General features: G+C 61.5%; 25 protein-coding genes. 17 read left to right on the forward strand and 8 right to left on the reverse strand.

The window, feature by feature from the left end; all coding sequences use genetic code 11:
• Positions 1 to 21 precede the first annotated feature (21 nt).
• Complete coding sequence (locus ACR0IK_RS12800) at positions 22 to 1,476, forward strand: efflux RND transporter periplasmic adaptor subunit (protein ID WP_480641770.1); 1,455 nt, start codon at positions 22 to 24, stop codon at positions 1,474 to 1,476.
• Between the two features lie 5 nt (positions 1,477 to 1,481).
• Complete coding sequence (locus ACR0IK_RS12805; RefSeq protein ID WP_480641771.1) at positions 1,482 to 4,883, forward strand: efflux RND transporter permease subunit; 3,402 nt, start codon at positions 1,482 to 1,484, stop codon at positions 4,881 to 4,883.
• On the opposite strand, the gene ACR0IK_RS12810 is transcribed toward ACR0IK_RS12805, so the two are convergent.
• Both ACR0IK_RS12810 and ACR0IK_RS12815 read right to left on the reverse strand, forming a co-directional pair.
• A complete protein-coding gene (locus ACR0IK_RS12810) occupies positions 4,880 to 5,299 on the reverse strand; it encodes an NUDIX hydrolase (protein ID WP_480641772.1) in 420 nt (139 codons plus the stop codon). The two genes, ACR0IK_RS12805 and ACR0IK_RS12810, sit on opposite strands and share 4 nt — an antisense overlap.
• A gap of 3 nt (positions 5,300 to 5,302) precedes the next feature.
• The gene (locus ACR0IK_RS12815; protein ID WP_480641773.1) at positions 5,303 to 6,115 is read right to left on the reverse strand and encodes a protein-disulfide reductase DsbD domain-containing protein; all 813 of its coding nucleotides are present in this window, start codon (positions 6,113 to 6,115) and stop codon (positions 5,303 to 5,305) included.
• Positions 6,116 to 6,261: 146 nt separating this feature from the next.
• Between ACR0IK_RS12815 and ACR0IK_RS12820 the strand changes: the two genes are divergently transcribed.
• Positions 6,262 to 6,816: a YqgE/AlgH family protein gene (locus ACR0IK_RS12820; protein ID WP_480592711.1), complete on the forward strand. Its 555-nt coding sequence runs from the start codon at positions 6,262 to 6,264 to the stop codon at positions 6,814 to 6,816.
• On the opposite strand, the gene ACR0IK_RS12825 is transcribed toward ACR0IK_RS12820, so the two are convergent.
• Positions 6,817 to 7,767 (reverse strand): L-threonylcarbamoyladenylate synthase, encoded by a 951-nt coding sequence (locus ACR0IK_RS12825; RefSeq protein WP_480592714.1) that lies wholly within the window; start codon positions 7,765 to 7,767, stop codon positions 6,817 to 6,819.
• A 138-nt stretch (positions 7,768 to 7,905) separates the two neighbouring features.
• On the opposite strand from ACR0IK_RS12825, the gene ACR0IK_RS12830 reads away from it, so the two are divergent.
• The 7 genes from ACR0IK_RS12830 to ACR0IK_RS12860 all read left to right on the forward strand — a co-directional run bounded on the left by ACR0IK_RS12830 (position 7,906) and on the right by ACR0IK_RS12860 (position 14,416).
• Positions 7,906 to 9,609, forward strand: coding sequence for an acyl-CoA dehydrogenase family protein (locus tag ACR0IK_RS12830; protein ID WP_480641774.1), 1,704 nt, complete (start codon positions 7,906 to 7,908; stop codon positions 9,607 to 9,609).
• Positions 9,609 to 10,655, forward strand: a complete 1,047-nt coding sequence (locus tag ACR0IK_RS12835; RefSeq protein WP_480641775.1) for an MBL fold metallo-hydrolase — start codon at positions 9,609 to 9,611, stop codon at positions 10,653 to 10,655. The genes ACR0IK_RS12830 and ACR0IK_RS12835 overlap by 1 nt, the downstream gene beginning before the upstream one ends.
• Positions 10,656 to 10,659: 4 nt before the next feature.
• A complete protein-coding gene (locus ACR0IK_RS12840; protein ID WP_480592722.1) occupies positions 10,660 to 11,112 on the forward strand; it encodes a DUF6173 family protein in 453 nt (150 codons plus the stop codon).
• Between the two features lie 64 nt (positions 11,113 to 11,176).
• The gene (locus ACR0IK_RS12845; protein WP_480641776.1) at positions 11,177 to 13,015 is read left to right on the forward strand and encodes a glycerophosphodiester phosphodiesterase family protein; all 1,839 of its coding nucleotides are present in this window, start codon (positions 11,177 to 11,179) and stop codon (positions 13,013 to 13,015) included.
• A complete protein-coding gene (locus tag ACR0IK_RS12850) occupies positions 13,002 to 13,562 on the forward strand; it encodes a hypothetical protein (protein WP_480641777.1) in 561 nt (186 codons plus the stop codon). Before ACR0IK_RS12845 ends, ACR0IK_RS12850 begins: the two co-directional genes overlap by 14 nt.
• A gap of 68 nt (positions 13,563 to 13,630) precedes the next feature.
• Positions 13,631 to 13,765 (forward strand): aa3-type cytochrome c oxidase subunit IV, encoded by a 135-nt coding sequence (locus ACR0IK_RS12855; protein ID WP_480592729.1) that lies wholly within the window; start codon positions 13,631 to 13,633, stop codon positions 13,763 to 13,765.
• 18 nt (positions 13,766 to 13,783) lie between these two features.
• Entirely contained in the window at positions 13,784 to 14,416 is a 633-nt protein-coding gene (locus ACR0IK_RS12860; RefSeq protein ID WP_480592731.1) for a hypothetical protein, read from the forward strand.
• On the opposite strand, the gene ACR0IK_RS12865 is transcribed toward ACR0IK_RS12860, so the two are convergent.
• Both ACR0IK_RS12865 and ACR0IK_RS12870 read right to left on the reverse strand, forming a co-directional pair.
• The gene (locus ACR0IK_RS12865) at positions 14,405 to 14,737 is read right to left on the reverse strand and encodes an AzlD domain-containing protein (RefSeq protein ID WP_480592734.1); all 333 of its coding nucleotides are present in this window, start codon (positions 14,735 to 14,737) and stop codon (positions 14,405 to 14,407) included. The genes ACR0IK_RS12860 and ACR0IK_RS12865 overlap by 12 nt on opposite strands.
• Positions 14,734 to 15,450 carry an AzlC family ABC transporter permease gene (locus tag ACR0IK_RS12870; protein WP_480592736.1) on the reverse strand — a complete coding sequence of 239 codons (717 nt, stop codon included), beginning with the start codon at positions 15,448 to 15,450 and terminating at the stop codon, positions 14,734 to 14,736. The genes ACR0IK_RS12865 and ACR0IK_RS12870 overlap by 4 nt, the downstream gene beginning before the upstream one ends.
• Here ACR0IK_RS12870 and ACR0IK_RS12875 point away from each other — a divergent pair.
• From ACR0IK_RS12875 to ACR0IK_RS12900, 6 genes are read left to right on the forward strand one after another with little or no spacing between them, the layout of a single operon-like run.
• A complete protein-coding gene (locus tag ACR0IK_RS12875) occupies positions 15,449 to 16,387 on the forward strand; it encodes a formate dehydrogenase accessory sulfurtransferase FdhD (RefSeq protein ID WP_480641778.1) in 939 nt (312 codons plus the stop codon). The two genes, ACR0IK_RS12870 and ACR0IK_RS12875, sit on opposite strands and share 2 nt — an antisense overlap.
• Entirely contained in the window at positions 16,384 to 16,914 is a 531-nt protein-coding gene (locus ACR0IK_RS12880) for a hypothetical protein (protein ID WP_480641779.1), read from the forward strand. The genes ACR0IK_RS12875 and ACR0IK_RS12880 overlap by 4 nt, the downstream gene beginning before the upstream one ends.
• On the forward strand, positions 16,911 to 17,555 hold the full coding sequence (mobA, locus tag ACR0IK_RS12885; RefSeq protein ID WP_480641780.1) for a molybdenum cofactor guanylyltransferase MobA: 645 nt from the start codon (positions 16,911 to 16,913) through the stop codon (positions 17,553 to 17,555). The genes ACR0IK_RS12880 and mobA overlap by 4 nt, the downstream gene beginning before the upstream one ends.
• A complete protein-coding gene (mobB, locus tag ACR0IK_RS12890; RefSeq protein WP_480592744.1) occupies positions 17,552 to 18,043 on the forward strand; it encodes a molybdopterin-guanine dinucleotide biosynthesis protein B in 492 nt (163 codons plus the stop codon). The genes mobA and mobB overlap by 4 nt, the downstream gene beginning before the upstream one ends.
• On the forward strand, positions 18,040 to 19,305 hold the full coding sequence (locus tag ACR0IK_RS12895; RefSeq protein ID WP_480641781.1) for a molybdopterin-binding protein: 1,266 nt from the start codon (positions 18,040 to 18,042) through the stop codon (positions 19,303 to 19,305). Before mobB ends, ACR0IK_RS12895 begins: the two co-directional genes overlap by 4 nt.
• The gene (locus ACR0IK_RS12900; protein WP_480641782.1) at positions 19,302 to 19,895 is read left to right on the forward strand and encodes a GNAT family N-acetyltransferase; all 594 of its coding nucleotides are present in this window, start codon (positions 19,302 to 19,304) and stop codon (positions 19,893 to 19,895) included. The genes ACR0IK_RS12895 and ACR0IK_RS12900 overlap by 4 nt, the downstream gene beginning before the upstream one ends.
• Here ACR0IK_RS12900 and ACR0IK_RS12905 read toward each other — a convergent pair.
• The 3 genes from ACR0IK_RS12905 to ACR0IK_RS12915 form a co-directional block, all read right to left on the reverse strand.
• Positions 19,892 to 20,884 carry a hypothetical protein gene (locus ACR0IK_RS12905; RefSeq protein ID WP_480641783.1) on the reverse strand — a complete coding sequence of 331 codons (993 nt, stop codon included), beginning with the start codon at positions 20,882 to 20,884 and terminating at the stop codon, positions 19,892 to 19,894. The two genes, ACR0IK_RS12900 and ACR0IK_RS12905, sit on opposite strands and share 4 nt — an antisense overlap.
• Positions 20,885 to 20,897: 13 nt before the next feature.
• On the reverse strand, positions 20,898 to 21,368 hold the full coding sequence (gene greA, locus ACR0IK_RS12910; RefSeq protein ID WP_480592753.1) for a transcription elongation factor GreA: 471 nt from the start codon (positions 21,366 to 21,368) through the stop codon (positions 20,898 to 20,900).
• A 241-nt stretch (positions 21,369 to 21,609) separates the two neighbouring features.
• On the reverse strand, positions 21,610 to 21,990 hold the full coding sequence (locus ACR0IK_RS12915) for a VOC family protein (protein WP_480592757.1): 381 nt from the start codon (positions 21,988 to 21,990) through the stop codon (positions 21,610 to 21,612).
• An 86-nt stretch (positions 21,991 to 22,076) separates the two neighbouring features.
• Between ACR0IK_RS12915 and soxR the strand changes: the two genes are divergently transcribed.
• Positions 22,077 to 22,532: a redox-sensitive transcriptional activator SoxR gene (soxR, locus tag ACR0IK_RS12920; RefSeq protein ID WP_480641784.1), complete on the forward strand. Its 456-nt coding sequence runs from the start codon at positions 22,077 to 22,079 to the stop codon at positions 22,530 to 22,532.
• The last annotated feature ends 74 nt before the right edge of the window (positions 22,533 to 22,606 follow it).

Genomic DNA, 22,606 nt, shown 5'->3' on the forward strand with positions numbered 1-22,606 from the left:
TGCGACCGGGGTGAGTGATTGATGCGATTTCTGAGGCAAAGCCTTGTAGGTGTCTTTCTGGCGTTTCTGACGCTGGCCCTGCTGTTTATTGCGGCGCAACTGATAACCGGTGCTGTGCAGGATGCGCTGAATCGCGATAGTGAACCGCCCGAACCGCGCGAACGCATCTTTGCCGTCAGCGTGCGGCCAGCGGAACTTGAAACCGTCACCCCCTATCTCGAAGCCTTCGGCGAAGTGCAAAGCCGCCGCCGTCTGGAATTGCGCGCGGCGCTTGGCGGGCGTGTGGTATTTCTGGCCGAAGATTTCGAGGATGGCGGCGTTGTCACCGCGGGTGAGGTTCTGGTGGAGCTTGACCCAGCTGACGCACAGTCGGCGCTGGATCGCGCCAAATCCGACCTGCTGGATGCCCAATTCGAGGAACGCGACGCCGAACGCTCTTTGCTGTTGGCGCAGGACGAATTGAATTCGGCCGAGGCACAGGCGGATCTGCGCGGACGTGCCCTGCAGCGCCAGAAAGATCTGCAGGGCCGTGGGGTCGGAACGCCTGCCGCCGTGGAAGAAGCGGAATTGGCCGAGGCTGCGGCACAGCAATCGGTTCTGGCGCGCCGCATATCTCTGGCGCAGGCGGAATCGCGGGTCGATCAGGCGACCACCTTGCTGGCCCGGGCCCGCATTGCACTGGAAGCCGCCGAACGCGATCTGGACGACATGACCGTTCGCGCGCGGTTTGCCGGCACGTTGACTGATGTGACCCTGGTCGAAGGGCGACTGGTTTCGGCCAATGAAAAGCTGGCGGAACTGGTCGATCCAACCGCGCTTGAGGTGGCGTTTCGCGTCTCGACCGCACAGTTCGTGCGTCTGCTGGACGCAGAGGGCGGCCTGATCAACGCGCCGGTCTCGGTTTCGCTGGAGGTGACGGGCACCGATCTGATTGCCCATGGCCGCATCAACCGCGACAGCGGTTCGGCGGGCGAAGGGCAGACCGGGCGGCTGATCTATGCAAGGCTGGAGGACGCGCCGGGGTTCAAGCCCGGCGATTTCGTCACCGTAACGGTCGAGGAGCAGCCGCTGGACAATGTGGTGCGGCTGCCGTCATCGGTTCTGGATGCGACGGGAACGGTACTGGTTCTCGGCCCCGATGACCGGCTCGAGGCGCTGCCGGTGCAGTTGATCCGTCGGCAGGGCGACGAGGTTCTGTTGCGCGGGCAGGGTCTGGTCGGGCGCGAAGTTGTTATAGGTCGAACTCCTCTGTTGGGCGGCGGGGTTCGTGTACGTCCGCTGCGGGATGAGGCCAATGCCGGAGTCGATCCGGGCATGGTCGAACTTTCCGACGAACTCCGCGCTCAACTGGTGGCGCAGGTCGAAGCCAGCGATCAGATGTCGAATGAGGCCAAAGCCAGCGCCTTGAGCCAGCTCAGCGCGCCCAAGGTTCCAGCATCTCTGGTGCGCAGCATCGAGAACCGGGCAGGGGGCTAGGCGCCATGATGCGCGAAATCCCCGGTACGGCGGGCGGTATCCTCAGCTATTTCACGCGCCACCGGACGGTAGCCAACCTGCTGTTGCTGGTGATGCTGGTTCTTGGCGCTGCAGCGATCCCGTCGATGCGGGCGCAGTTTTTCCCGGACGTGATCCTCGAACGTGTGGACGTGGATATCGACTGGGAAGGCGCTGGCCCCGAGGATGTGGATAACGGCATCGTTCAGTTACTTGAACCGGCCCTGTTGGCGGTTGAAGGGGTGGCAAGCACGAGCTCGACCTCGCGCGAGGGGCAGGCCAATATCCGGCTGGAGTTCGAGCCCAATTGGGACATGTCGCGCGCCGTGGACGAGGTTCGTACTGCCATTGATGGGGTGACCAACCTGCCTGATGATGCCGAGGAGCCCTCGATCAAGCGCGGGGCGTGGCGGGATCGGGTCACCGATGTGGTGGTGACCGGCCCGGTTGATCCGGACCAGCTGGCCAAGTTCACCGACGAAATGATCAACCGCCTGTTTGCGGTCGGCGTGACCCGCACGACCATCCGGGGCATTGCCGCCCCCCGCGTAGTCGTCGAAGTGCCGACAGTGCAGCTGATTGCCAATGACGTCACCCTCTCGGAAATCGCACAAGCCATTGCGGCTGAGGCGATGGCCAACCCGGCGGGCGATGTTACCGGGGCCAATGCCCGAATCCGTACCGGCACCGAAAAGCGCACCCCAGAAGAGATCGAGGGCATCGCGCTGCGCAACTTTGCCGATGGGTCCAAGCTTTTTGTGGGCGATGTGGCGGAGATCCGGGTTGAAGGCGTCAATCGCGTCCGCAGTTACTTTGTTGGCGAAAATCCGGCCATGTCAGTGCGGGTTGACCGGTCTAATCTGGGCGATGCCATCAAGATTCAGCACACGGTCGAGGACGTGGTGGCCGAGTTGCAGGCCAGCCTGCCCGAAGGCGTGACCATCGAGTTGATCCGCACCCGCGCGCAGGCCATCACCGAACGTCTGGACATTTTGGTCGATAATGGGCTGGTGGGGCTGGGCCTTGTGGTCTGTCTGCTGTTCCTGTTCCTGAACGCGCGAATTGCCTTTTGGGTCGCGGCGGGTATTCCGGTGGCGATGTCTGCGGCGATTGCCTTCATGTATATCGGCGGGCTGTCGATCAACATGATCTCACTGTTCGGGCTGATCATCACGCTGGGTATCGTGGTGGATGACGCTATCGTTGTAGGCGAACACGCTGATTTTCGCGCGCGCCGGTTGGGTGAGGCCCCCATGGTGGCCGCCGAACGCGCCGCGCGGCGCATGGCGATGCCGGTCTTTGCCGCCACCCTGACAACAGTGATCGCGTTTTTCGGTCTGACCGCCATCGGTGGCCGGTTCGGAGAGTTGATCGGCGACATCCCGTTTACCGTGATCGCGGTGCTGATTGCCTCGCTGATCGAATGTTTTCTGATCCTGCCGAACCACATGGCCCATGCGATTGCGCATTCGGCCAAGCAACACTGGTATGACTGGCCCAACCGCGTCGTCAATCGCGGCTTCCGCTGGGTGCGCGATCACCTGTTCCGGCCGCTGATCGCCTGGGTCGTCTGGGCACGCTACGTGGTTGTGGCGGCGATGGTGGTGATCCTGGCCAGCCAGCTTGCCCTGTTCATCAAGGGTGACGTGAACTGGCGGTTCTTCAACGCGCCCGAGCGCGGCTCGGTCACCGGCAATTTTATCATGGTCGAGGGTGCTACCCGCGAAGATACGCTGGAAATGATGCACCAGATGCAGCGCGCCACTGAAGAACTGGGCAAGATCTACGAAGAGCGTCACGGACGAAATCCCATCGACTATATTCTGGCCGAGGTCGGCGGTAATGCCGGATGGTTCAACCTGAGTGCTGCGGATGGCAAGGAACGGGACCTGCTGGGTGGGATTTCGATCGAACTGATCGACTCGGACCTACGCCCCTATTCCAGCTTTGAGTTCGTGGGCGAGCTACAGGACTTTGTGCCGCGCCATCCCAAAGTGGAACTGCTGACCTTCCGCGGCTGGCGATCCGGCCCGGGCGGAGATGCAATTGATGTTCAGTTCTATGGGGCTGATGTGAACACGCTCAAGGCGGCGTCCGAGGACCTGCAGGCCGAGTTGTCGAAATACCCCGAGGTTTCGGCGCTGGAAGACAATCTGGCCTATGACAAGGAAGACTTCATTCTGGACCTGACCGCCAGGGGGCAGGCGCTGGGCTTTCGCATCGAAACGCTGGGCCGCGTATTGCGCGACCGGTTGAACGGGATCGAGGCCGCAACTTTCCCCGACGGCCCGCGCAGCGCCGAGATCCGCGTGGAACTGCCCGAGGGCGAGCTGACCGCCGATTTCCTGGAACGCACGCTGATGCGCACGCCGGACGGCGTTTACGTGCCGCTGGCCGATATCGTCTCGGTAGAGCGCAAGTCGGGCTTTTCATCCGTGCGGCGCGAAAACGGCCTGCGAGTGATTTCGGTGATCGGCGATATTTCCGAGGACGACCCGACCCGCGCGGCAGAAATCGCCCGAGCCCTGAGCGAAGAGATTTTGCCCAATATCGCCGCCGAACAGCAGGTAGAATGGCAGATGGCAGGCCTGAGCGAGCAGGAGGATGAATTCCTGACCGAGGCGCGCACCGGCCTGATCCTCTGTCTGACCGGGATCTATCTGGTGCTGGCCTGGGTCTTTGCCAGCTGGACGCGGCCGGTGGTTGTGATGGCGATCATCCCGTTCGGGTTGGTGGGCGCGATCTGGGGACATTACATCTGGGACGTACCGCTGAGCATGTTTACCGTAATCGGTCTGTTGGGGATGACCGGGATCATCATCAACGACTCGATTGTTCTGGTGACAACCATTGACGCCTATCAGCAGGACCGCGGTCTGGTGCCGTCGATTGTCGAGGGTACGGCGGATCGGTTGCGCCCGGTTATGCTGACGACGCTGACCACGGTTCTGGGGCTGACGCCGCTGCTCTATGAGGGCTCGCAACAGGCGCAATTCCTCAAACCCTCGGTAATCACGCTGGTCTATGGGCTGGGATTCGGGATGTTGCTGGTGCTGCTTCTGGTGCCCGCGTTGTTGGCCATTCTGAACGACCTGTCGCGTCCGATGACTGCAATGCGCCGGGCGCTGCGGGCACCGGACAGGGTGGTGCAGGGCGCGGTGACAGCCACCGGGCTGGCGCTGTTTGTCTGGTTCGGTGTGACAATGGTCTGGCCTGCGGTCGCGGGTTCTCCCGTTGGGTTTCTTTCGGGCCTCTACCCAGGAGACGAAGGTGTTGCCGCCCTGCAAATGGGGCTGGGGGCTTTCGTTGCCGGTGCCGTGCCGATCCTTGTCCTGAGTGTCGTGTTGTCGGGTTTGCTCTACGTGCGCCTCAGGGGACGGGCTGCTTAAGACCGAAGCAGAGCGGTTTCCAGCAGGTTTGTGACGCGGTCGCTCATCGGCAGATCGCCCCGTCGTATCTGATCGATCGGAAACCAGCGGGCGTCCAGTGCGTCATCCCCGGCCAGCGGCCTACCCGAGCGATACTGACAGGCGACCCCGACCAACAGGTAATGCGACTGCACCAAGCCCTGCGCGTCGTGGCGTAACAAGTCCAGGTTGTCGAGGTAGTGCAGCGGCTCGGCTATAATCGAGGTTTCCTCGTGTAGCTCCCGCTGCGCGGCTTGCATTACAGTTTCGCCCCACTCCACGTGCCCGCCGGGAAACCCCCAGAGCCCGGCATCGGGTTGCTTGCTGCGCTGCACCAGCAGCACACGTGCCTCATGCACGACAACGGCCAGCGCGCCAATCTTTGGCGTTTTTTCCATGGTTCAGCCCGCGCTGCAGCCCTGAATGTCCACCGCGTGGTTGGTCCCCAGAACCGTGATCCGTATCTCAGACCGGTCCAGCGCAAAGGGTCCACCCGAGGCGCTGATCACTTCAGACGTCGCAACTAGAGTATCGCCCTGCCGCGTGGTTTCCGGCTGTGAAGCCCAGAGTGCCGGGTTGCCCGGCTCGATCACGGCTATCTCGCGCCCTCCGGCCGAGGGCATTTTTACGCGCGCTTCGATCTGCATCCCGTCCGAGGTTGGCGTCAGATGGCAGCTGGCGGCGGTCACTCGCGCCTCTTTCGCGGAATAGGGGCGCTGGGCCAGCGCGGCAGCGATGGCGGGGTTGCGACCGGCATCGGCGTTCAGCGTATGGTCGAAATCCAGCCGCTCGGGGATGCAGACATCCTTGCAGACGCCCAGATCCATATCACCGCGCAGCCGCACGGGTTTGGCGGGGTCCTTGGGTGTGATTTCGACCGGCAACACCAGTTGATTGGCATAGCCGATGGATTGCAGGCCGTTCTGCACGAACACCTCAGGCGCGGGCCAGGTGATCGACACATCGCCTACATTCCGCGAGCCGCGCCAGTCAAACTGCGGCGGGATACCGGCATCGCCGGGTGCGCGCCAATAGGTCTTCCAGCCGTCCTTCAGTGTCAGCCGCAACGCGCCCAGATAAGTGCCGTTGGCGGTGCGCCCGCCGTCCAGCACATCCAGTTGCACAACTCCGTCCACATCCTGCGCCTGCGCAGGGGCGGTCAGGGCGAAACAGGCGGTCAGGACGGCCGCGGTTGGCTTCAGAAAACGCTTCATACCCCATAAATGCGTGGTCTGGGCCGGGATTCCAAGTCACGTTCCGGTCACCCGGATGAAATCTGGCGAAATGTGGCCTCTTCCCTTGCCAATCCCCATGCACCGGGGCCATTGTTGAAGGGGGACGAAGCAAGAGATGTAAATCCATGGACCTGACCGGAAAACTGTTGATTGCGATGCCTGGCATGGGTGATCCGCGCTTCGATCATTCGGTAGTTTACATTTGTAGCCATGGCGAAGACGGGGCGATGGGTCTGATCATCAACAAACCCTCGGACTTGCGGATCAAAGCTTTGCTGGAGCAGTTGAATATCGCCTGCCGAATTCCGATTGTCGGCGAGCGTCTGGTGCATTTCGGAGGCCCCGTAGAGATGTCGCGCGGTTTTGTTCTGCACAGCTCGGATTACGAGGCCAACCTGCATTCGATGCAGATTTCAGACGATTTCAGCATGACCGCGACGCTGGATGTGCTTGAGGACCTCGCCTCGGGCCGTGGGCCTCTGAATTCGACACTGGCGTTAGGTTATTCCGGCTGGGGTCCCGGCCAGTTGGAGGATGAGATTGCCATGAATGGCTGGCTGACCACCGAAGCAACCTCCAAACTGGTGTTCGATGTGCCCGATGATGAGAAATGGGGAGCCGCATTGGCGACGCTGGGCGTTGACCCGCTGACCCTGTCGGCCAGCGCCGGGCGCGCCTGATCAGCTGTCGCGCGGCGCAGCAGCGCGGCGCAGGCGGTCGTTGATGGCGGCGCCCAGACCCTGATCCGGGATCGGTGACACCGCAATCGGGCGACCCGTGGCGTTCAGCGTATGCAGGGCCGAGAACAGATTGGCGGCGGCTTCGGTCAAGCTGCCCTTTTCCGACAGGTTCAGATCGCAAGAAACAGAGCCGAACCCCAGAAACACCTCATCGCCTCGCGGGTTTATTGCATTCAACCGCACCGGAGCGTCTGGTGCGTAGTGTGACTGCAACTGGCCTGGCGCGGTCAGCAGGTCTCCGGTCTGATGGATGTGTAGGCGCGCATTCAAAACGGATTCGACCTGTTCCAACGCGACGCCACCCGGGCGCAGCAGCGAAGGCTCTCCGGCCAGTCCGACGATAGTGGATTCCAGCCCGACACCGCAGGGGCCATCATCCAGAATCGCCGCAATGCGCCCGTCCAGCCCGGCGCGCACATGGTCGGCGGTTGTGGGGCTGATCTGGCCGGAAGGGTTAGCCGAAGGGGCCGCGACCGGCCCGTCGAACGCCGCCAGCAGCGACCGTGCGGTGCCATGGGCGGGCACCCGCACCGCCAGCGTATCCAGCCCCGCGGTGACCAGCGGAGAAATCCCGTGCCCGTCGCGCAGCGGCAGAACCATCGTCAGCGGGCCGGGCCAGAAGGCGGCGGCCAAAGCCTCGGCCTGGCCGGACCATTCAACATACCGCTGTGCCGCTTCGACCGAGGCCACATGCGCGATCAGGGGGTTGAAGCTGGGCCGCCCCTTAGCTGCGTAAATGCTGGCCACGGCCTCGCCATTGCGGGCGTCGCCGCCCAGCCCATATACGGTCTCGGTCGCGAATGCGACCAGCAGGCCCTGCCGCAGCAAGTCGGCCGCCTGTGCAATTCCGCCCGGATCGGCGGACAAGTCCAATGTGCCGTTAGGGATCATATCTGGTGACGCCGCGTTTTGATTGCTTGTACCATCTGGCTGGCTAGGTAATCGAATTGATCAAGGATGCATAAAGGTGGGCATTGCAATTTCCAACCCCACCCGCGAAAAACCATACAGTTAGCTCCGAGGGAACTCATGCCATACCGCGCACCTATTTCCGACTATGAACTGCTTTTCCGCCACGTGGTCGGGTTCGATCAGATTGCCGCGACCGAGAAGTTCTCGGAAGCCAGCGAGGATGTCGTCGGTGCGATCCTGACCGAGGCCGGCAAGATGTGCGAAGAGGTGATGGCCCCACTTCAGCGCCCCGGTGATCTGGAGCCCGCGCGGCTGGAAAACGGTGTGCTGCGGACCTCACCCGGATATGCCGACGGCTGGAAGGCAATCGCCGAAGGCGGCTGGATCGGGATGAGCGGTGATCCCGAGCATGGCGGTATGGGCCTGCCGATGACTCTGACCACAGCGGTGAACGAAATGATGTCGGCCGCCTGCCTGTCGCTTCAACTGGCACCGCTGATGACCCAAGGCCAGATCGAGGCGCTGGAACATCATGCAAGTGATGAGCTGAAGGCGCTGTACCTGCCCAAGATGATGTCGGGCGAATGGGCCGGTACCATGAACCTGACCGAGGCACAGGCCGGGTCGGATGTGGGCGCTTTGTCGTCGAAGGCCGAGGCGAATGGCGACGGCACCTATTCGGTGACGGGTCAGAAAATCTTCATCTCGTGGGGTGACAACGACTTTACCGAGAATGTCTGCCATCTGGTGCTGGCGCGTCTGCCCGACGGGGTACCGGGCACAAAAGGGATCTCTCTGTTCTTGGTGCCCAAGTATCTGCCCGACGAAAGCGGCAATCCCGGCGCGGCGAATGCTCTGAAAGTCGTCTCGGTCGAACATAAGATGGGTCTGCACGGCTCGCCGACCTGCGTGATGCAATATGACGGTGCCAAGGGCTGGCTTGTGGGCAAGGAACATGGCGGCATGGCCGCGATGTTCACCATGATGAACAACGCGCGTTTGGGTGTAGGCGGACAGGGCGTGGGGGCCGCCGAAGGGGCCTATCAGCACGCGCTGGCCTATGCGTTGGAGCGCAAACAGGGCAAGACACCCTCGGGCACGATCATCGATCACGCGGATGTACGCCGGATGCTGATGAGCATGCGCGCCGACACCTTTGCCGCACGGGCGATCATGCTGGCCAATGCGGCCGCGATCGACATGGGTAACGCTACTGGGGATGCCGAGTGGAGCGCGCGGGCCGCGCTGCTGACACCGATCTGCAAGGCTTTCGGCACCGAGACCGGGATGCGTGTGTCCGAGACCGGCGTGCAGGTGCATGGCGGCATGGGCTTTATCGAAGAAACCGGTGCGGCGCAGTACTACCGCGATGTTCGCGTCACCGCGATCTACGAGGGCACCAATGGCATTCAGGCTATGGACCTTGTCGCGCGCAAGATGATGGACGGCGGCGAGGCGGCCTCGCGCTTGCTGGATGAAATAGAGGATCACGCCGAAGAGGCTCGCGCCACTATGTCCAATCTGGCTGGCCCGGTGTGGGAGGCGACCGAAAGCCTGCGCGAAACCACCGAATGGATCGTGGCGCAGTCCGACATGAATACCCGTTTTGCCGGTGCCGTGCCCTATCTGCACGCCTTCGCTCGCGTTCTGGGCGCACATTACCACCTCAAGGCCGCATTAGCCGAACCCAACGGCCCGCGCTTCAAACTGGCACGGTACTACATCAACGCGCTGCTGCCGGAATATGCCGGTCTGCTGGCGCAGGTACAGAACGGGGCCGGGGACCTTTATTCCCTCAGCGCCGAGGAGTTGGCGGTATAATGGACGGGGACACTCCTTTGGCGATCCGATACCCCTGGCCCGAGCCTCCAGCTCCGGGTGAGGCGGTCGAAGTTGCCGAAGGTGTGTTGTGGATGCGCCTGCCACTGCCCATGGCGCTGGATCACGTCAACATCTACGCTCTGGATGACGGCGATGGCTGGACGGTGATCGACACGGGGATTTCCTCGAACAAGACCCGCCGGGTCTGGGAAACACTCATGGCCGGGCCGCTGGGTGGCAAGCCTGTGACCCGTGTGGTGGTCACGCATCACCACCCAGATCACGTCGGCAATGCGGGCTGGTTCCAGTCCGAGCACGGTGCCGAACTGGTCACAACCCGCACCGCCTGGCTGTTCGCGCGGATGCTACAACTGGATGTGCAGGAAACCTGGCCGCAAGAAACACTGGACTATTACCGCAGCGCCGGTATGGAGGCCGACTTTCTAGCTAAACGGATGACCGAGCGCCCATTCAATTTCTGCGACACGGTCTATCCGATGCCGTTGGGTTACACCCGCATCAAACAGGGCAGCGTCATCCGAATGGGCGGGCGCGACTGGGACGCGCATATGGGCAATGGCCACGCTCCAGAACACGCCACCTTCTGGAGCCGCGATGACAATCTGGTGATCACCGGTGATCAGATCCTCAGCTCAATCAGCCCCAATTTGGGCGTTTACGTCACCGAACCGATGGCCGACCCGGTGGCCGAATGGCTGGAGGCCTGCGAGCGGCTACAAGGGCTGGCGCGTCCCGATCATCTGGCGCTGGGTGGGCACAAGCTGCCCTTCACCGGCCTACCGCTGCGGATGCGGCAGCTGATCGACAATCACCACGGCGCGTTGGATCGCTTGCAGGGCTACCTGGATTCACCGAAAACCGCGGCCGAGTGTTTTGTTCCCCTGTTCAAACGTCAGATTGGCGCGGGCGAATACGGGCTTGCGCTGGTCGAGGCGGTTGCACATCTGAACCATCTTTACCACATTGGAACCGTGACCCGGACGCGGCGCGCGGACGGGGCCTGGGAGTTTCAGCGCGAAGGGTAACGGCATGCAGGACCAGATAGAAACATCGGCCGAGGCGGCAGAAGCGGCGGCTTTGCCCCGATGCTATGAGGTTCATGCCAACCCGAATGCGAAATCCGGCGCCAAGGACCTGCCCGGCCAACTGCAAAAACCCGTCGCCACCAAAAGCCCAGCACAATGGGCCTATGAGCGGCTGATCCTCTATATTCAGAATTTTGAGCAGACGCTGGATGGCGATCAAGAGGTCGCCATGGGCTTTACCGGCGGCGATGCGGGGGTCATGCGGATCGAAGGCATGGGCTATTTCGATCCCGATATCATCACCTTCTACGGCTCGGACGCGACCGGGGCGCGGACTCAATTGGTGCAGCATGTCAGCCAGCTGAACGTGATGTTGCGCGCTTTGCCCAAATCGGTCGAGGACAAGCCCGCCAACCGCATTGGCTTCCGGTTGGCAAAGGATTTGGAAGAAAGCTGACAGCCTGACTTGCAATTCACGTCTGCGCAGCCTTGAATGAGTGCACTATTCAAGGGGGTGACGCGTGTCCAATTTCTCAGCCGTTACAAGTGCCTACAAAGGCGCATGGGCACGCCGTCGCGTCTTTGTGCCGATCTATATCGCGGTGCGCCTGTTGCTGGTCGCCCTGATTGCGCCGGGCGTGGCCATCACCGTCAATCTGGCCGTGTCGCTGTCGAACCAGACCGCGCTGACGGATCAGGCCATCGCTGCCTTCATCCTGTCTCCCGTCGGCTTTGTCGCGGCGATTGCCGTGCTCAGCCTGTTTCTGCTGGCCGAGGTGTTCGTGTTCTCGGTCATGGCCGGATCGTTGCGGATGGGCGAATTCGACCCGTGGCGCGCGGGCAGTTCCGCGATCGGTCTGATCCTGTCGCGGCTGCCGGCGCTGTTCGGTTTTGCGGTGCGCTTTTTACTGCGGGTTTTGGTACTGATCCTGCCTTTTGCGGTCGTCGCGGCCATGATCGCGTGGTGGACGCTGACCGAATATGACATCAACTACTATCTGACCTTCCACCCGCCGTCCTTCTGGATTGCGGTGGTTTTGATCGGGGCCGTGGTTCTGGTCATGGCCTGGGTGCTGATCCGCCGGTTGTCGGCATGGGCGCTGGGCCTGCATCTGGTCCTTTTCGAAGGCGTTCACCCGGCCCATGCGTTCAACGTCAGCGCCACCCGGATGGAGGGCAAGCGCGGTCGCCTCAAGATCGAGCTGGCGATCTGGCTGATCCTGCGCGTGATCATTGCCGGTCTAATCGCCTGGGTGGCGGGGTTGTTATTTGCTCTCGTGCCGCTGCATGGGGCCAGCCATCTGCGGCTGGCGCTGATCTACAGCCTGATGGTGGCCGGTATCTGGTCTTTGGCGGGCCTTGTGCTGGCGGCAACGGCATTGGGTGCGCTGGCGGTGCTGCTGGACGGGTTCTTTGAGATCAGGACCGAGGAACCGCCGCATCCCGAACCTGGTAGTTTTCGTATCCCTTTGTTTGCTGCCCTCGGCGCCGCGGCGGTGGCCGTGCTGATCGGATTGTGGTTCGGGCAACACCTGCTGGAACGCATACAGGCCCCGGACCGGGCCGAGGTGATCGGCCACCGCGGCGCTGCCGCCCTGCGACCCGAGAACACCATGGCCTCGGTATTGAAGGCAATCGAAGACGGGGCCGATTGGGTAGAAATCGACGTGCAGGAATCTTCGGATGACATGGTCATCGTTGCCCATGACAGTGACTTCATGAAACTGGCAGGCGTGAACCTCAAGGTCTGGGACGCCACGATGGACGACATCGCCCAGATCGATATCGGGAGCTGGTTCGGCCCCGAATACGCCGAGGAACGCACCCCGACCCTGCGTGAGGTTCTTGAGGCCGCAAAGGGCAAGTCCAAGGTCATTATCGAACTGAAATACTATGGCCACGACGTTGATCTGGAAAACCGCGTGGCGGCAATTGTCGAAGAGCTGGAGATGCAGGACGACATTGCCACCATGTCTCTGAAATACCCTGCGGTGCAGAAGATGAAGGAGCTGCGCCCAGACTGGCGGGCCGGGGTTTTGGCGGCAACGGCGGTGGGCGATTTGACCGGGCTGGAAGGTGACTTCATCGCCGTCAACGCCGCGATGGCGACGCCGGGGCTGGTGCGCTCGGTTCATGCGGCGGGCAAGGATATCTATGTCTGGACGGTCAACGACCCGTTGCAAATGTCGGCTATGGCCTCGATGGGAGTGGACGGGCTGATCACCGACCGCCCTGCGATGGCCAACGAGGTACTGCGGGTGCGCGCCGAAATGGGCCCGGTCGAGCGGCTGCTGCTGTGGTTGGCGACCACCTTCGGCATGTCCGTCGACACACAAGCGATGCGCGATGAAAGCCCGTAATCTGGGCGTGGCCCTCGCGCTGATGGCGGCCCCCGCTGCGGCGCAGGACTTCATGCGCAACATCGAGCTGCCGGCTCACCGTGCCCTGATCGCACAGCTCGGGGACGCGGAACCAACACCGTTCGAAACCGACGGCTGTTCCGGCGGCCTGTCGGCCAGTTGGCGCTTTGTGGCCGAAACCTTTCCCAAGTTCCGCGCCCTCTACGAAAAACACCCTCCATGGGAATACTGCTGCGTGACCCATGACCGCGCCTATCACAATGCGGGTGGGGCGACGCAGGCCGAGGGCAGCTATGACGCGCGCCTGTTAGCGGATGATGCGCTGCGTGCTTGCGTCAAACGGCACGGAAAAGACAACGCCGACGCCTACGCCGAACGGTATGACATGACGCCTGACCAGATTCGCACGGCGCATTCCATAACGGCAGAGGCGATGCATGCGGCGGTGCGGTTGGGCGGTGGGCCCTGTTCCGGCCTGCCCTGGCGCTGGGGTTTCGGGTATCCAGGCTGTTCAGTGTTCCTGCCTACGCCCACTGCGCGCGAATGACGTGGTGACAGGCCCCGGATTTTAGATTATCCAACATCTTAAACACGCGAACTGGGAATCTCTGAACAATGGCTGAATACAAGCACGGCGAAATGGACATCAAAGTCCAAGAAAAAACCTTCCACGGCTTCATCAAGGCCACCACTTGGTGCGTGGTTGCCATCGCGTTCCTCTGCCTGTTCCTGGCGGTCTTCGCCTCTTAATCCGGAACGGGGTTCACCGTGATCAGGATTTTGCTTGCCTGCCTTTTGGCAGCAACCGTTGCTGGCTGCACCGGTTCGCAGCGCCCACAGGCAGATCAGTCGGAAGTCGTGGCACGGTCCTACCGTGACCCCGGCCCCTCGACGCTGACCCTTTATACGATGATCAATACCCGGACCGGTTCGGGTGCACATACGTCATTGATGATCAGCGGCAGTGAGAGAGTGATCTTTGACCCCGCAGGTTCGTTTCGCGCGGATGTGGTGCCGATAAAGAATGACGTGCTTTACGGTATCACTCCAAACGTCGAGCGCGCCTATCGCAGCAGCCATGCGCGCGAGACGCATTTTGCGCGGATTCAAACCATCGAGGTTACCCCGCAGCAGGCCGAGATCGCCCTGCAACTGGCCAAGCAGATGGGGCCGGTGTCCAGCGCGTACTGCGCCAACTCGACATCTCAGCTGTTGCAGCAGGTGCCGGGTTTTGAACAGATCAGCACCACCTTCTACCCGGTCAAACTGTCCGAACAATTCGGAGAGATTCCGGGGGTTGCCACCAGTGAATACCGCGAGAATGACGACGCCGATCTGCAAAAGGGGCTGGCGGCGAACAATGCCGTTCTGAACCAGCAGGACGCAGCCCTAACCCAGTAGATACAGTAGCCCGTAGAGGGTTCCGGCACCAGTGAATATGGCCGCCAGCACGTTCTTGGTAATCAGCCCGACAACCAAAGCGACCGCCGCCGCGGCCATGCGCGGCGCGTCCGGCTGTCCTTCGGTTGCGGTTGGCCATACCACCAGCGGCGCGATCAGCGCTGGCAGGATGGCTACGGCGGTATAGCGCAGGTGACGCAGCAGCCAAGGTGGCATCGGGCGGTCTCCGACCAGACCGATGAAGACAAAACGCAGGGCGTAGCTGCCCACTGCCAGACCTATGATAATGGTCCAGATTGTCACGGCATCGACTTGATTCATGTCTCGGTCTTTCGGCGTTCTGTGACCAGTTCAGCCTGTGCGCCTGCGATCATCCCGGCACAACCTGCGATCAAAAGGCCCAGATTGTACGGAAGGGCCACCGTCAGCAATGAAACGGCAATGGCAACCAACGCGGCGATCACGTGGGGCAGGGTCCTCATCATCGGGCCGATCATGGCCAGAAAGGTAATTGGCAGGGCGAAGTCCAGCGCCCAGCTTTCGGGAATGCGCGTCCCCAGCACCGCGCCCAGATAAGTTGCCAGAATCCAAAGCGGTGTAATCGGAGTGACAGAACCCACGAAATAGGCCATGCGTTGGGGGACGGTCATCCTCGGTTCTTTCTCGAACTGCACGATTGAGCAGGCATAGGACTGATCGACCGTCAGATAGGCCGCGCAGGCCCTCTGCCATAGCGGGGCGGCGCCCAGAAACGGCGTCAGTGAGGCGGAGTACATTGCCATCCGCAGGTTCACCGCCAGCGCCGAGATCAGAATGATGGCCGTGGGGGTCTGGTCCTGCAACAATTGCAGGGCGGCGAATTGCGCAGCCCCGGCAAAGACGGTTGAGGTGAGCATCATGGTCTGCACGATATCCAGACCGGCTTCTGTGGCAAAAACACCGAACAGGGTACCGAAGGGGATTGCGACAAAGATGAACGGTGACCCGTCGCGAAAACCCTTCCAAAAGTATGACTTGGATGTGGTGTCTGCCATGGCTAAATCCTATGGTGTTGCCCGCAGCACTAACGGTCTTGGGAAAGGGTTGCAATTGGCCACAGAACTGGATGTCTCGGACTACATCATCGCCCCCGACCCGGGCGCGGCCCGCCTGACCCGTGCGGTTGAAGGCGTCGACCAGAATGGCGAGATCAGCCAGATCTCGGTGGTCGAAGAACGCCCGCTGACGATTTTCCTCAACGCGCAGGAAATAGTGACGGCAATGACTATCGGCGATTACCCGGAGTATCTGGCGCTGGGGTTCCTGCGCAATCAGGGCATGTTGCTGGCTGATGATGAAATCACACGCGTTGATTACGATGACGATCTGGAAACCGTCATCGTTCGCACCGCCCGACAGACGTCCTATGAGGACAAGCTGAAGAAAAAGACCCGCACCAGCGGCTGCGCCGTTGGCACGGTTTTCGGCGACATGATGGAAGGTTTGGAGGACGTCCGTCTGCCGCAGGTTCAGGTACGCACCTCGTGGCTGTATGACCTGGCCGCCAAGATCAATCGCACCCCTTCGCTCTATCTTGAGGCCGGGGCGATCCACGGCACGGTCTTGTGCCGCGAGAATCGCACGCTGGTTTATATGGAAGACGTTGGCCGCCACAACGCGGTCGACAAGATCGCCGGCTGGATGCTGTCCGAGGGCGAGGCGGCGGGTGACAAGATCCTCTACACCACCGGGCGTCTGACCTCGGAAATGGTGATCAAGACAGCAATGATGGGCATCCCGGTGCTGGCGTCCCGCTCGGGCTTCACAGCCTGGGGCGTCGAGATCGCCCGCGAGGTCGGCCTGACCCTGATCGGCCGCATGCGCGGGCAACGGTTCGTGTGCCTGTCGGGCGAGGACCGCCTGCTGCGCGACGTGGACCCGGCAACGGTGGCGATCGAGGACAAGAAACACAGACGAAAGAGCGCGGGATGATTTTCGCAGCTTATCTCCTCGTGCTCATATTAGTCGCGCCAGCCATAGTGCTGATGTTTGTTGCATTCAGAAGCTACGAAAGAAGTAAACGGGCAGTCATTGAGGGAATGGCAAAACTCGATCAAGCCTACCTTGATAAACTGGGCTGGACGCCAAGTACTTATATCAGCGCATGGGGATTTCGTAGCTCTTTCAAACAGGGATGGCAGTCTTGGGGGCTGTTGGTCCAGCAGCAGAACGTCGCCCTTCAACGGGTTTTACTTCACGGTTTGCCCAACTCTTCGGAGCTATCTGAAGAGACACACAAATCGGCGCGCAGATTTCGGCGTTACTTTTGCGCCTTTTTTGTTGTCGGTGCCGTGGTCGTTTTTCTACCTGCCTATTTTCGCCTAAGCCGTGTTCTGGCCGAATTTACAGGGGTGTCTACAGGTATATGGTACATTCTGTTCGGCCTCTGCATTGGGACTTTGGTTTTTCTTCCGCTTGAGAAATTCAAGAAATGGCCTGTAATTGAGGGTACAACATGACTAAACCTCTCGGCGTTATCCTCGCAGGCGGTCTTGCGACCCGAATGGGCGGTGGCGACAAGGGCCTGTTGCAGATTGGCGAACAAAGCCTGCTGTCTCATGTCATTGACCGACTGGCCCCGCAGGTGGAGGACATCGCACTAAACGCCAATGGCGATCCCGAACGGTTCGCCGACCTGAACCTGCCCGTTCTGCCGGACACGATTGAAGGGTTCGCAGGCCCTCTGGCGGGCGTTCTGGCGGGGCTGGATTGGGCGGCAGAGCAGGGGGCGGACAGTATCGTCACCGCCGCCGCTGACACGCCGTTCTTTCCGCGTGATCTGGTGGCCCGCCTGACGCAGGCCGCCGAGGGTCAGGCGCATCCGCTGGTTCTGGCGACCACACCACGCACCGGCGATGAGGCGCTGAAATCAGGCGGGGGCAAACGCATCAACCGGCACCCGACATTTGGGCTCTGGCCGGTGGCGCAACGCGATGATCTGCGCGATGCGTTGAACGACGGGCTGCGCAAAGTCGTGCTGTGGACCGACAAACATGGCGGGCGCGAGGCGCTGTTTCCGGCCGACCCGTTCGATCCCTTCTTCAACGTCAACACGCCCGACGATTTGGCACGGGCGGAAAAGCTGCTGGAGCAGGCATGAGAGTCTACGGCGTCACCGGTTGGAAAAACGCGGGAAAAACCGGGCTGATGGAGCGGCTGGTGACTGAGATCACCGGGCGCGGCTTCTCGGTTTCGACGGTCAAACACGCCCATCACAGGGTTGATGTCGATCAGCCAGGCACCGACAGTTATCGCCACCGTGCCGCCGGCGCGTCCGAGGTGCTGCTGGCCTCGGGCCAGCGCATCGCCATCATGCAGGAGTTGCGTGGCGCGCCCGAGCTGTCTCTGGCCGAGCTGCTGGCGCGCTTGTCACCTGTTGATCTGGTGCTGATCGAGGGATTCAAACGCGAAGGCCATCCCAAGGTCGAGGCATTTCGGGCCGAGGCTGGAAATCCGTTGATGGCACCGGAAAACGCAACCATCCGCGCTGTGGCCAGTGATACGCCGCTGACCGCGGATTGCCCTGTCTTCGATCTGGATGACACCGCCGCAATCGCGGATTTCATCCTGCAGGAGGTCGGATTATGACCAAACCGAACATCGCACCGCCGCCCCTGCGCAACGATTGTTTTGCGTTGCCCGCCGGTGTGAACTGGACCCCGGTAGACGACGCGCTCGGTCTGCTGCGCAAGCGGTTGACGGTGGTGAAGTGTGCCGAAACCCTGCCGCTGGAGCAGGCAACGGGACACATTCTGGCCGAAGGCGTCATTGCCAAACGCTCAAACCCGCCGCTGCCGAATACGGCGGTGGACGGCTATGGTTTCACCGGTGCCGCGCCCGAGGGGCCGCAGGTGATGCCCTTGCATCCGGGGCGTGCAGCGGCGGGCATTCCGTTTGACGGCACGGTACCCGACGGCCATGCGCTGCGCGTGCTGACCGGCGCGGCCCTGCCTGCGGGTGTGGATACGGTCATTCTGGAGGAAGACGTAACCGTTAAAGAGGGCCACATCGCCTTTCACGGCCCATTGAAATACGGCGCCAACACGCGCCGCGCAGGCGAGGATGTGGCCGAGGGCGATCCGGTCCTGCCCGCCGGACGCAGGTTGACACCCGCCGATCTGGCCTTGCTTTCCGCGACGGGTCTTGCCGAGGTGCGCGTCCGTGAAACACTGCGGGTGGCCGTTTTGTCCACAGGGGACGAATTGGTCGAACCCGGAGAACCCGCCGGTCCGGGCCAAGTATTCGACGCCAACCGCCCGATGCTGTTGTCGCTGATCGCCCGCATGGGGTTTCAGCCCGTGGATATGGGGCGTGTTGAAGACGACCGCGATGCCTTGCGCGACCGCCTGAATCGGGCGGCAAAGCAGGCGGACGTGATCCTGACCAGCGGCGGGGCGTCGGCGGGGGACGAAGATCACGTCTCGGCCCTGTTGCGGCAGGCGGGTGCAATGCAGGAATGGCGGATCGCGCTGAAACCCGGACGGCCTCTGGCGTTGGGGATGTGGGACGGAACACCAGTGTTCGGCTTGCCTGGCAATCCGGTGGCGGCCATGGTCTGCACGCTGATCTTTGCCCGCCCCGCACTGGGCCTGATGGCGGGTGAAGGCTGGCAGGATCCGCAAGGCTTCGATCTGCCCGCCGCGTTCGAGAAACGCAAGAAACCGGGTCGCCGCGAATATCTGCGCGCCCGCGTCCGCGATGGCCAGGCCGAAGTGTTCGCCTCGGAAGGGTCGGGCCGGATCAGCGGGCTCAGCTGGGCCGAGGGGCTGGTCGAGATCGAGGACGGCGCGCGCCATATCAAGCCCGGCGATATGGTCCGGTTCATTCCCTACGGGAGCTTTGGGTTGTGACATTCAGAGTAGAGCAGGGCTTCTCTGAGACGGAACGGGCAACGGCCGCCGCCCTGTTCTGGCAGGCTTTTTCAGCCAAGCTGCACAAGGTCATGGGGCCGGATAAAAAGGGTCTGGCCTTCATAGAACTTGTCATAAACCCGCAATTTGCTCTTGTCGTGCGGGACAGTTCAAACCAGATGCTGGGGTTGGCCGGTTTCAAGACCAAGGACGGTGGGCTGGTCGAAGGCAGCCTGTCCGATATGGCAAAGATTTATGGCTGGTTTGGCGGCACATGGCGCGGTCTGGCGCTGAGCGTTCTGGAGCGCGATTTACAACCCGGCGTGTTTCAAATGGACGGTATCTTTGTCGCTGCAAAGGCGCGCGGACAGGGGGTCGGAACCGCGCTGCTCTCTGCGATCAAGGATGAGGCTCGCAAATCGGGTATGTCAGTGGTGCAGCTGGACGTAATTGATACCAACCCGCGCGCAAAGGCCTTGTACGAACGCGAGGGCTTCAGTGCCGTCAGCAATGAAGAGACCGGACCTTTCCAGTTCTTGTTCGGCTTCAACAGCGCCACGCGCATGAGCTGGGCGGTTACCGCGCCTTAGTCAAACGTCCCGGCCACACGCCCCAACAGCATGAAGGCCCGTGCCGTGCGGGTTTCGCCAAGGGCGGTCAGGTCGGCATCGCTGGCCTCGGGCTCGAAGGTCACGATCATGTGATCGAAGCGGCGCAGGAAATGATGCGCGGCGTCGCGAAAGATCGGGTCCTGTTTCATCCGTGCCGCTGTCAGCGCCAGCGAGGACCGGTCGCGGATGCCGCCCAATGCGGCCACCGAACGCCCGCGCGCGCCTTGCGCGAACTGCCGCCAGACCTCGGGCCGGGCCATGTCGGGACGCAGATCATCCATATAGATGCCTTCCTGGCTAAGCAGGGTCAGCACGTCTTGCGAGGCCTGCACCAGCTGCGCGGTTTTGCGGTCCTTCAACGCCAGACGTAGGGCGTTGAACCCCTCGGTATCGTCCTGCGTTTCGGGGAAGTTCAGCGCGCGGATGAAGACATCGGTGCTGAGTGGCGGCGCGATATCTCCGGCCTGCGTGCCCAGTTCCAGCGTTGTCTGGTCGCCAGTGCTGTTGGATGCCGCCGTTCGCGCAGGTTCCGTGCGTTTGGTCGAGAACGTCGCCAGAGCGCTTTCAGTTTTTTTTGCCGCTTGGGCGATTTCTTCCAGTTTCTTTCTGACTGCCGGTTCATAAGAACTGGCCGCACGCTGTTGCTGTATGACATAGGTCTGCCGAATTGCGTCGATCGCCGTTTGCAGACGTTCGCTTTCCTCGCGCATCACACGGCTGGCCCGCATCGCGGTGGCGGCAACCCAGATCATCGCCACCGGCATGAACACCGCCAGCAGGGTCACGACGAACCCACCGCCCTGCGTCTTGCCGGGCAGCACCAGAAATACCACCGAAACCACCAGCCAGATCACGCTGAGCACGATGGCCGCGATCTCGATCTCGGTCACCACCGGGCGCGAAGGCTTGTCGTAGATGCCCAGCGAGGTCGGTCGCTCGGGTTCCTGCTCAGGTGAGGGCTCGGACATTGGGACGCTCCGGTCAGGCGTACTCGATACTCAGAATTTCGTAAGACCGCACGCCGCCGGGGGTGCGAACCTCGACACTGTCACCTTCGTCCTTGCCGATCAGGGCGCGGGCGATGGGCGACTTGATGTTGAGCAAACCGTTTTCGATATTGGCCTCGTACTCACCCACGATCTTCCACGTCTTTTCCTCGTCGGTGTCCTCATCGACCAGCGTGACCCTGGCGCCAAATTTGATCGCACCAGACAGTTTGGCGGGGTCGATCACATCGGCCAGCGACAGGATGCCTTCCAGCTCTTTGATGCGACCTTCGATAAAGCCCTGCTTCTCGCGCGCCGAGTGATACTCAGCGTTTTCCTTCAGGTCGCCCAGTTCGCGCGCTGTGGCGATGGCTTCGATGATCGCGGGGCGCTCAACGGATTTCAGTTTTTTCAGCTCTGCCTCGAGCGCGGCATTGCCCGCAGGCGTCATGGGAATCTTTTCCATACTATTGTCGTCCACGCAAAAAGTGATGCGCCCCGCCGCATGAGACAAGCGTCGGGGCGATTTGATGGGTCGTCAAATACCTGACCTAAATGAGGCGTGAATTGCAAGGGGGCTTGGTCGCGCGACGCGCGGATTACGGCCTATGGTGTGCGGGAAAAGTCTGAATCGCCAACACCCTGCTGCGTTTCGCGCTCGCGGGACATTGGCGATGAAGAATCTGTCAGGGGTTTCCCGGAATACCTTAATCGTAGCTAATCACTTCGAATTCGATGTCATTGTCGTCATTGAAGTAGAACCGTCGGCCCGGTTCGTAATCGGCGTGGGATTTGGGGGTGAACCCTGCGTCGATCACTTTCTGTTCGGTGGCGTCAATGTCTTCGACCAGCACGCCCACATGGTTCAGGCCGCCAACGATGTCATAGCTGCTTTCGCCCGAAGGTTTCGGATCACTGGGCGCATAGAGCGCCAGATAGGTATGCTTGCTGCCCACATGCACGGTGTATCCGCCCGCGATGGCCGGACCTTCCCAGCGGGTTTTCCAGCCGAACACCTTATGCATCCACGCGGCTGAAGCCTGCGGGTCGCGGACGGTGAAATTGGTATGTTCAAGCGTCGCCATCATGGGATCTCCTTTGCGAATTGAGGCTTGTCCCGACTCACAGTAATTTCTAAACCTAACTTTAGGTCAAGATATTTTGCGAGGGCGAAATGGCGGTATCCGAAGGCTTGGCGATCGGCGCATTGGCAAAGCGCACCGGATTGGCGGTTTCCGCCATTCGTTATTACGAGGCGAAGGGGCTGATCTCGCCCTGGCGCAACGCAGGCGGTCAGCGGCGGTATCAGCGTGCCGATATCCGACGGCTGAGCTTTGTCATGATCGCCCAGCAATTCGGACTGACCCTGCCCGAGATTCGCGAGGTACTGTCTGGCCTGCCCGGAAACCGTACGCCGACACCGAAAGACTGGCAAAAGATCAGTATCGGCCTGCGGTCTCATCTGGACCAGCGAATCGATACCCTGATGCGGTTGCGCGACAATCTGGACGGCTGTATCGGGTGTGGTTGCCTGAGCTTGCCGAAATGCGCCCTTTATAATCCCGATGACCGCGCCAAATCCCATGGTAGCGGTCCCAGATACCTCATGGGGGACGCTCCCGAGGCATAACTGCCGCATTGCAGCAATGTTACGCCGTGTTTTGATTGACCAAGGTCTTTCAGACCATGTAATCAGCCGTGAAA

The organism is Ruegeria sp. BF7, assembly GCF_056538605.1.

Excerpts from the sequence above, each read along its gene's own strand:
- ACR0IK_RS12800 (WP_480641770.1), top strand. The coding sequence starts at position 22 with ATGCGATTTCTGAGGCAAAGCCTTGTAGGTGTCTTTCTGGCGTTTCTG.
- ACR0IK_RS12805 (WP_480641771.1), top strand. The coding sequence starts at position 1,482 with ATGATGCGCGAAATCCCCGGTACGGCGGGCGGTATCCTCAGCTATTTC.
- ACR0IK_RS12810 (WP_480641772.1), bottom strand. The coding sequence starts at position 5,299 with ATGGAAAAAACGCCAAAGATTGGCGCGCTGGCCGTTGTCGTGCATGAG.
- ACR0IK_RS12815 (WP_480641773.1), bottom strand. The coding sequence starts at position 6,115 with ATGAAGCGTTTTCTGAAGCCAACCGCGGCCGTCCTGACCGCCTGTTTC.
- ACR0IK_RS12820 (WP_480592711.1), top strand. The coding sequence starts at position 6,262 with ATGGACCTGACCGGAAAACTGTTGATTGCGATGCCTGGCATGGGTGAT.
- ACR0IK_RS12825 (WP_480592714.1), bottom strand. The coding sequence starts at position 7,767 with ATGATCCCTAACGGCACATTGGACTTGTCCGCCGATCCGGGCGGAATT.
- ACR0IK_RS12830 (WP_480641774.1), top strand. The coding sequence starts at position 7,906 with ATGCCATACCGCGCACCTATTTCCGACTATGAACTGCTTTTCCGCCAC.
- ACR0IK_RS12835 (WP_480641775.1), top strand. The coding sequence starts at position 9,609 with ATGGACGGGGACACTCCTTTGGCGATCCGATACCCCTGGCCCGAGCCT.
- ACR0IK_RS12840 (WP_480592722.1), top strand. The coding sequence starts at position 10,660 with ATGCAGGACCAGATAGAAACATCGGCCGAGGCGGCAGAAGCGGCGGCT.
- ACR0IK_RS12850 (WP_480641777.1), top strand. The coding sequence starts at position 13,002 with ATGAAAGCCCGTAATCTGGGCGTGGCCCTCGCGCTGATGGCGGCCCCC.
- ACR0IK_RS12855 (WP_480592729.1), top strand. The coding sequence starts at position 13,631 with ATGGCTGAATACAAGCACGGCGAAATGGACATCAAAGTCCAAGAAAAA.
- ACR0IK_RS12865 (WP_480592734.1), bottom strand. The coding sequence starts at position 14,737 with ATGAATCAAGTCGATGCCGTGACAATCTGGACCATTATCATAGGTCTG.
- ACR0IK_RS12875 (WP_480641778.1), top strand. The coding sequence starts at position 15,449 with ATGGCTAAATCCTATGGTGTTGCCCGCAGCACTAACGGTCTTGGGAAA.
- ACR0IK_RS12870 (WP_480592736.1), bottom strand. The coding sequence starts at position 15,450 with ATGGCAGACACCACATCCAAGTCATACTTTTGGAAGGGTTTTCGCGAC.
- ACR0IK_RS12880 (WP_480641779.1), top strand. The coding sequence starts at position 16,384 with ATGATTTTCGCAGCTTATCTCCTCGTGCTCATATTAGTCGCGCCAGCC.
- mobA (WP_480641780.1), top strand. The coding sequence starts at position 16,911 with ATGACTAAACCTCTCGGCGTTATCCTCGCAGGCGGTCTTGCGACCCGA.
- mobB (WP_480592744.1), top strand. The coding sequence starts at position 17,552 with ATGAGAGTCTACGGCGTCACCGGTTGGAAAAACGCGGGAAAAACCGGG.
- ACR0IK_RS12895 (WP_480641781.1), top strand. The coding sequence starts at position 18,040 with ATGACCAAACCGAACATCGCACCGCCGCCCCTGCGCAACGATTGTTTT.
- ACR0IK_RS12905 (WP_480641783.1), bottom strand. The coding sequence starts at position 20,884 with ATGTCCGAGCCCTCACCTGAGCAGGAACCCGAGCGACCGACCTCGCTG.
- greA (WP_480592753.1), bottom strand. The coding sequence starts at position 21,368 with ATGGAAAAGATTCCCATGACGCCTGCGGGCAATGCCGCGCTCGAGGCA.
- ACR0IK_RS12915 (WP_480592757.1), bottom strand. The coding sequence starts at position 21,990 with ATGATGGCGACGCTTGAACATACCAATTTCACCGTCCGCGACCCGCAG.
- soxR (WP_480641784.1), top strand. The coding sequence starts at position 22,077 with ATGGCGGTATCCGAAGGCTTGGCGATCGGCGCATTGGCAAAGCGCACC.